Source organism: Pseudomonas sp. SJZ103 (genome assembly GCF_007828335.1).
In the GTDB taxonomy this organism is placed as follows: Bacteria; Pseudomonadota; Gammaproteobacteria; order Pseudomonadales; family Pseudomonadaceae; genus Aquipseudomonas.
In genome coordinates, this window is the sequence record NZ_VIUN01000032.1 from 1 (window position 1) to 7,687 (window position 7,687).

The following is a 7,687-nucleotide window of genomic DNA, read 5'->3' on the forward strand; positions in this document are numbered from 1 at the left end:
ATAATAGCTCCCGTTAGAATGCAGTTTGATAGGTGAGAATTAGCGTATCGCGGTCATGCAGGTTCGCGAGCCCGCTGTAAGCGTCCGCACCCCCGATATGACCAGTACGGCCGCCACGGGCAGTGTAAGCAAGATCGAACTGGTGTTTCATGGTGCCAGCGAAATACTCCAGACGTGGGCCGACCTTGATGAGGTATGAGTCTTCCGGCGCGATACCGGCGTTGTTAGCCGCTGGGTTGCCATATAGGCCATAGTTGACGAACATTGGGAAAGACAGATCAATGCTGGGGAGCACCTGCTGCCAAACTGGCGTGAAGTTGACGCCTACCGAGGCCGCGTTCTTCGTGGAGCAGTTACGCAGCAACTCCTTATTGGCGCAGCGTCCAGCCACCGAGCCACCTTCGCTATCACTGGCGTTGAAGAACTGTTCGTTGTCCGTCACTTTGACGAGATGCGTGTAATCCAGCTGTGCGGCAATTGCACCACTATCAAACAATGCATTCTGGTTGATCGTGATGGCGCCACTGAGCAGCGCGTGCACGGTTTCACCTCGGGCGCCGTCTAGATTGCCTGGCTCCGGCCGGCCAACAGCGATGAATTGACCGGTGGAGTTTAGCGGCATGTTCTTGCGGTAGTTCACTTCTGCACCAATGCCAACAGACTGCCATACACCGTTCCATGTCAGACCGTATAGCTCGATGTCTTTGGCGTAGACAGCCCGTGCATACGGTGCCGTTGGGTTTCGAATGACAACTTGGTTTGCCCAGCTCGCATTTTTGTCGTCGAACTTTCGATACCACAGACCGAAGCTGCTGTCCGAGGCCCATTCAGGAGACCAGCGCAGCCCGACCGCCACATCGCCGTTATCGCCTTCCTTCGGACTATGACGTGCCACGTTCGGAGCCAGATAGTCTGGCCCGCGTAGCTGACCGTCGGCGACGGCGAAATAGGTTCCGCCTTCCGAAACGCGCGAAGGTTCAAATTCGTACGTGTACTGCAGCATCACCGACAGCTCTGGAATCAACTGCCAGGTTGTAGCGACCTGACCTATTGGCAAGGCGGTTTCTTTGGCTGAGGCGCCGGGACTGAGATCACTAAGCAGGCCATCGTTCGGACTCATCGAGTAGGAGATGCTGCTGCCATTACCGAGTAGATACTCTCCCGGCAGCCAGGCGAAGCTACCCGCTCGCACGTTCAGATCCGTACTGCCGATGTTAAAATTACCCCAGACAAAGTAATCCCGAAACTCAGCGGACGGTCCTGAATAGTAGCGATTAACCACGCTGGAAAATCGATTGTTGCGATAGTTCGCCTGGGCTTCCAGCCCGGGAGCACTCTCGCTTTTGTCGGGAAAATTATTGTCGTACCAGGCTGCACCGCTTAGGCGCAGGCCATACTGGTTTTTCCAATTGAGGTCGAATTCACTGAACAGATCAAGGCGGGACAAGATGGTGTCACCTTTGTCGAACAGGTAGTTGCCTTCATCGACATTGACATTGTTCGCCAGATTCTTGTCGCGACCAGAGACGCGCCATCCATTGTTAAAACGCACGGTGGTGTCCAGGCTCATGGTGAGATCGGGATTACCACTGTCGATACTGAACGCATGAACCGTATCAACCTGGCCCATCGCCAGGGCAAGCCCGGCGAGCAGGAAGGGCGCCGACATGTAGGCTGACGGGCCGGTCCTTTGAATAATTCGCATGTTGCACCTCACTCTTTTTATTTTTTGGGGCTGGAAGTGTGTGTCTATGCTTTGCAGCTGGCTGCTTACCGGCAGGCATCTATAGGCTGGCCATGGCAGTTTTGTGAAGGCTGCAGCGTGTTGAGATTAAATCGTCGCACGTTCATATACGTGCACGCCATTTATATTTTTGTTCGGCTGACAGAGCAAGGTGTCTTGTGCATCTACGATGGATAATGTCATACAACTGTATTAATCGGGTGGTGCGATCTTTTCGACAGTCAAGGCGGGATATCGAATTCAACAGCGAGCCACAAGGGCAGACAGTGATGGCAGGGCGAGCGAAATAGCGAGTCTGCTGCTGAAGTCAATCGACACAGAAGATCTCATGGCTCTACGTGGGGATGATGCCGGCGATCAGCGTAAGGCGAGTGAGGTTCTACTGTTTCGATCTGCTGACCGGGCTGTGGGCGAGGGACATGGCGTGGTGTTGTAGAAACTCTACAAAGGCGCTGACCTTGGTTGGCACATATCGCGCGCTGGGATAGACGGCACTGATTAAAACTGAAGCCTGCGGTTTCCAACCTTCAAGCAATGTCAGCAAGCGGCCTTGTTTAATGTCGTCTGCCACGTAGACCAACGGCAATCGAACGATGCCATGACCAGCGAGGGCTAGCTCTCGCTGGAGGTCTCCGGTGTTGGTGACCAGACCATCGAGCAATTGCACGCTGCAAGACTCGCCATCCCTCTCAAAACACCATGGATTGCTTTCGCGGGTCAGCTTGGTATGCATGCATCGGTGGTCTGACAGTTCACGAGGATGAAGGGGGGCACCGAATCGAGCCAGGTAATCAGGTGATGCACACACTGCCAACGGCAGGTCCACGATGGGCCTAGAGATATAGCCCAGTGGGATTGGGCCAAATATATGAATCCACAGGTCGATCCCCTCCGCCACCATATCGACGGGCCGGTTGAGTATGTCTACCTCAACTTTTACGTTTGGATAGCTGTCCATATACTCCTTCAGCACCGTGATCAGAGGTTTGGGCATCTCTGGCGCAGCGATACGCAGAAGGCCATGGAGCTGTCGTCTATTGGTCTGTACCTCAGCATCCAATTCGTCCATCTGTTCCAGTAACCTTTCGCACCCCTCCAGATAGATCTGTCCTTCTGCGGTCAACTGCAGACGTCGGGTGGTTCGCTGAATAAGCCGTACGTCAAGGGTGCGCTCCAGTTCGGCGATCTGTCGCGAAAGCGAGGGGGCTGATATTTCGAGCAGGCGAGCTGCATTGGTGAAGCTGCCTGCTTGGATCACCGCGACGAAGGCGCGCATGGCGTGGATTTTATCTAGGGCCATTTTGGTCTTCTTGTCACTAGTCGATACTTGAAATCTATAGGGTTATCGGTCCTTCGTATAGCGGATGACGTAGCTGATCGGACTGCATGGGTCTGGGAAGAGGACTGGATTATTGTGTGGTGTGCAATGGTCCATTTTGATATGGCCGATATATCGTCTCTCTCCGTGCGGTTACTATCTCGTACGACGTTCCTAATAATGAACAATAATGCGGAATTTTTTCTATGCCCAAGCTCCAGTCTGTCTACCCTCGGGGCCATTTCTTCCAACAAATGGCAGGTGCACATCAGGTTGATGCAGCCGCTATGGTTTCCACACGCGGGTTCTTTGGTCTGTATCCGTCAGCAACCTTCCTTTATGGTTGTATACGCACCGATGACGGCGAGATGTTTGAAATCTGTCGGCGGGTGTCCCACCACGGTGAGGGCGTAGCTACCGGGATTGCAACAGATGATTCCGCACTCTCCAAGCCTCCTGCAGTTCTTCTTGTGATGTCGACTGAGGTTGACGGAGAACAGTTGCGCTTTGACCTGAACTCGATGCAGCTACAGGCCACCACCGATGACTGTGAGATATCCCTGGAGGGTAAGGATGCAGTCTGGAAATCTGCGGCAGGCGCTAGCGGACGCCCATTTCGTATCACTTTCAATGAGTCAAGTTGCTCATGGCATGAGGAAGGTCTTTTTAGTCTTTCTGGCCCCATTCTGAAGCCGGGGTTGCACTGGTATCTGCCTGGCCGTGACTACGGCACCTACTATGTTTCGCAGATTTTCGAACTGAAAGGCGAGATTAAGGGACGGCCCTGCAAAGGCATGATTGCCTTCGATCAGACCTACATGGGGCAGGGTGGAAATCTGTACAAGAATAAAGATCTCGTGATGGAGCATCAGGGCCATAACGTCTGGTATACCTGGAGTACCCGCTACGAAGATGGCAGTTATGAATGTGGTCATTTCATGCTGGGCAATGGCCCACTGGGTTTTGCCGTGTTTACGGATGGCGAGCAAGTGGTCGCTACTCGAGACATAACAGGGTTTGTTACTCCTCGGGAAGGATCGCCTTTTGCCGAGCGCATCGACTTTGTAATCGACGGTGAAAAGTGGGAGTTCACTCCTGATCCTCGCGGCGCAATGCCAGACATGATGCGCAAACACCCGCCGACCCCTCAGCAGGAAGGTTTTATGCGACGCGTTGGCGAAACTCGTAAGCCGATAGTGTGGTTCGCATGGGGGGAAACCGAGGAAGAGCATGGCCTGAGTCCACAGGACCGTTTGCCTATCGAACCGATTTTCGCCTGATAGAAACGCCTATAACGCGTGGCTTGTCAGCACGACCAAAAATTTCCAGATAATGGAGCGGGTATGAATTTTATTTCGACCAATCGCCTTGTCGACTTACAAGGCCAGGTCGCCATTGTGACGGGCGCTGCGCGTGGAATCGGTCAGGCTATAGCTTGTCGTCTGGCCGATGCTGGCGCTTCGGTGGTAGTCGTTGACCTTGCTGAACAGGCGTGCGCCGAAACGCTGGCTCTGATTGCCGAGTCCAGTGGCAAAGCCATAGCGGTTGCCGCAGACGTCACCAGCGAAAAAGACATTCAACGTATTGTTGATACCACCGTCCAGACGTTCGGATCGGTCGATATTCTGGTCAATAACGCGGCCTTGCGGGGGTGGTCTACTTGGGAATCTATTACCCAGGAGAACTGGGATCGTTTCATGGCAGTAAATACTCGGGCGGTGTTTTTCCTCTCCCAGGCCGTGGCAAAACAGATGATCAGTCAAGGCAACGGGGGCGCGATGGTAAACATCGCCTCTACGGCGGCAGCGCACCCCGTGCGTTTCAAAGTGGACTACAACACTGCCAAGGCTGGCGTAGCGATGATGACAAAGTCGCTTGCCGTTGAACTGGGTCCGCACGGCATTCGCGTCAATGCCGTTGGCCCTGGTGGTACCCGTACTCCGGCGGCCGCTCCCGTCACGGGGCAACAGCAGGTCGGCTTGTCTCCTGAGGACTTGCGTAAGTTGGGCGAAGCATGGTTCTCCAGGGTCCCTCTTACCGACCTGCCAGCAGAACCCGATGAGATCGCTCGAGTGGTGCTTTTCCTCGCAAGCCCACTGGCCAGTTACGTGACAGCTCAGGTTATTTATGCCGATGGAGGGTATCTGGCTGGCTGACTCGCATCCCGAGCCATCAGAACAGTGTCTACCAAGAGGCTTGACTGACCTCGCTAAATCCTTTGAGGATAAAATGATGTCGCATGCAGCAACTCCTATTGTTCCCGTACCTGCCCACGTCCCTGCGCAAAGAGTGGTGGATTGGGATTTCGCCAATCCACCTGGAGGCGAGACAGACATCAATGCTGCTTGGAAGCTCCTGCATAACGGGCCGGATATTGTTTGGACCCCACACAACGGCGGGCACTGGATCATGACTCGCGCTGAGGACATCGAGTTCGTACAGAAGAATCATGATCCTTTTTCCATGACTGATGTTGTGCTCCCACCTACGGAGATGCTCAGCATTCTCCCGCTGGAGGCCGACCCGCCTGAGCATGCCGCCTACCGTAGTGTCATCAATCGCTTCCTGGCGCCAAAGGCCGTCAGCGAGCTAGATTCCGGTATACGTGAACTGACGGTGTCGCTGATCGAGGCTTTCCGCGAGCGTGGAGAATGCGAATTCATTGACGAATTTGCAAAGAAGCTTCCGATTACGATCTTCATGCGCCTGGTGGATCTGCCTCTGGAAGATCTGGACGACCTCTTTGCCTGGACCGAGGAAGCCGTGCGCGGTAATGCCGAGCGCAAGGCTTGGGCTCAGCAGCAACTCTTCGGCTATCTCGGCTCGATTATCCAACAACGTCAGCAGAGGCCTGGTGCAGACATGATCAGTGCGATCGTGAACGCTCAGGTCTTCGGTCGCTCCATGACTCCAGAAGAGATCAACGGAATGCTGGCCAATGTGGTGTTTGGCGGCTTGGATACCGTTACGTCATTGATGGGCTTCACTGCTCTGCACTTGGCGCGTCATCCTGAGCTGCGTCAACAGCTTCGAGAAAAGCCGGAGCTGATTCCTACCGCAGTAGAAGAAATGTTGCGAATGTTTGCGCCTTCAAGTACGGCGCGCCTGATAATGCGCGACTTCCAATACAAGGATGTCTTGTTCAAGGCTGGTGACAGGCTTTATATACGTCCCATCTTGCATGGCATGGACGAGCGCAAGTTTGCTTGCCCTATGCATGCAGACTTCGAACGCAAAAATGCCGCTCAACACGCGGCGTTTGGCAACGGGCCACATCGTTGCGCGGGAGCCTTGTTGGCCCGTGCAGAGTTGCGCATTTTCCTGGAGGAGTGGTTCAGACGTATTCCAGATTTCCAGCTCAAGCCCGGTGAGCAACCGCGCTTCGAGGGCGGGATGGTGAATTGTGTGACGCGGGTACCGCTTGTCTGGCAAGTTGCGGAGCATGGAATATGAACTCCGATCGCTTGCAGCGACTCTTTGGCCTGGATGGAAAAGTCGCTGTCGTGACCGACAGCGGTGCAAATTCAAGCGCCGAGGTGGCTCTGCTTCTGGCCGAAGCAGGTGCCACCGTGGTACTCGTTGATAATGATGAAGCGACTGTTCAAGCCACCGTCCAGAACATTCGGGACGCAGGGGGACAGGCATCGGGCTTCAATGTAGATGTGGAGTCGGAAGCCTCGGTCCTGGCGCTCTTCGACCAGGTTCGCAGTACTTTCGGGGATTTGGATATTCTAGTTAACTGTGCTGCAATCAATGCAAATCGCCCACTTCATGAGTTCCCGTTGAGCCTGTGGGATGAAGTCCAGTCGGTGAATCTTCGATCAGTATTTCTTTGCATGCGCGAAGGGATAAAGCAAATGGTTGCGGGAGGGCACGGTGGGCGGATTGTCAATATCACCACGATGGGTGCAAGGCATCCTGTCCTGCATGGCAATGCTGCCTATGCAGCTTCACGAGCCGGCGTGAGTGGGCTGGTCCGCTCTGCGGCCCTTGATTACGCCGCACACTCCATACTGATCAACGAGGTTCTGCCAGGCGCAATTCCTGGAAAGGTCCGTTTCCATTCCTATAATCAAGCCGCGCTGCTGGCTGGGAGCACTTTTACCGGGCCGGCAAGTGATGCGCTGCGTCTACCACTCGGCTATGGGCGGGCGGAGGATATTGCTGCAGCGGTTCTGTATTTGGTTGGCCCTAGCGCGACTTATATGACAGGGCAGTCCATCGTCCTCGATGGAGGGTTTCTGCTCACTTGACGACCTGCATCGTGCACTTACACGGCTTACCATTAGCTGGATAGTGATCTCCAAAGTGCGTAGGTTACAGTGGGTGGTTTTTAGAACGGAGGATAAACTTAGCTTCCTTATAAGGCCGACCACTAAAGGACGTCTATTTATCTAAAATCCGACCAGCCGCAAAGTAGCCGGTCGACGAGCATGTTGTACTTAACTCATTGACTGTGCTTGCACAAGTTCGAACTGATGATGGTGAGTTGCGAGCAGGTTTCCTGATACAAAAGCACGAATAACAAGAACAAGGTTGAGGATGTGGGCATGCGTATTACAAAAAAGGCCGTTTCGTTTAGGCAAGTTGGTACTTTCCCGGTGCGACAATTCGATAGCCGTTTC

7 protein-coding genes are annotated in these 7,687 nt (G+C 54.1%); 4 read left to right on the forward strand and 3 right to left on the reverse strand.

Annotated features, from left to right (window positions below; translation table 11 throughout):
* Nucleotides 1–13 precede the first annotated feature (13 nt).
* Both FBY10_RS31345 and FBY10_RS31350 read right to left on the reverse strand, forming a co-directional pair.
* On the reverse strand, nucleotides 14–1,705 hold the full coding sequence (locus FBY10_RS31345; protein ID WP_145338886.1) for a DUF1302 domain-containing protein: 1,692 nt from the start codon (nucleotides 1,703–1,705) through the stop codon (nucleotides 14–16).
* A 418-nt stretch (nucleotides 1,706–2,123) separates the two neighbouring features.
* On the reverse strand, nucleotides 2,124–3,044 hold the full coding sequence (locus tag FBY10_RS31350; RefSeq protein ID WP_145338885.1) for a LysR family transcriptional regulator: 921 nt from the start codon (nucleotides 3,042–3,044) through the stop codon (nucleotides 2,124–2,126).
* Nucleotides 3,045–3,268: 224 nt separating this feature from the next.
* Between FBY10_RS31350 and FBY10_RS31355 the strand changes: the two genes are divergently transcribed.
* The 4 genes from FBY10_RS31355 to FBY10_RS31370 all read left to right on the forward strand — a co-directional run bounded on the left by FBY10_RS31355 (nucleotide 3,269) and on the right by FBY10_RS31370 (nucleotide 7,315).
* Nucleotides 3,269–4,342: a hypothetical protein gene (locus FBY10_RS31355; protein ID WP_145338884.1), complete on the forward strand. Its 1,074-nt coding sequence runs from the start codon at nucleotides 3,269–3,271 to the stop codon at nucleotides 4,340–4,342.
* A 63-nt stretch (nucleotides 4,343–4,405) separates the two neighbouring features.
* Nucleotides 4,406–5,218 (forward strand): SDR family NAD(P)-dependent oxidoreductase, encoded by an 813-nt coding sequence (locus FBY10_RS31360; protein WP_145338883.1) that lies wholly within the window; start codon nucleotides 4,406–4,408, stop codon nucleotides 5,216–5,218.
* A gap of 76 nt (nucleotides 5,219–5,294) precedes the next feature.
* A complete protein-coding gene (locus FBY10_RS31365; protein ID WP_218571064.1) occupies nucleotides 5,295–6,515 on the forward strand; it encodes a cytochrome P450 in 1,221 nt (406 codons plus the stop codon).
* Nucleotides 6,512–7,315, forward strand: coding sequence for an SDR family NAD(P)-dependent oxidoreductase (locus FBY10_RS31370; protein WP_145338882.1), 804 nt, complete (start codon nucleotides 6,512–6,514; stop codon nucleotides 7,313–7,315). Before FBY10_RS31365 ends, FBY10_RS31370 begins: the two co-directional genes overlap by 4 nt.
* A 189-nt stretch (nucleotides 7,316–7,504) precedes the next feature.
* Here FBY10_RS31370 and FBY10_RS31645 read toward each other — a convergent pair.
* The coding region (locus tag FBY10_RS31645; RefSeq protein WP_218571065.1) for a hypothetical protein at nucleotides 7,505–7,687 on the reverse strand (183 nt) is incomplete at its 5' end.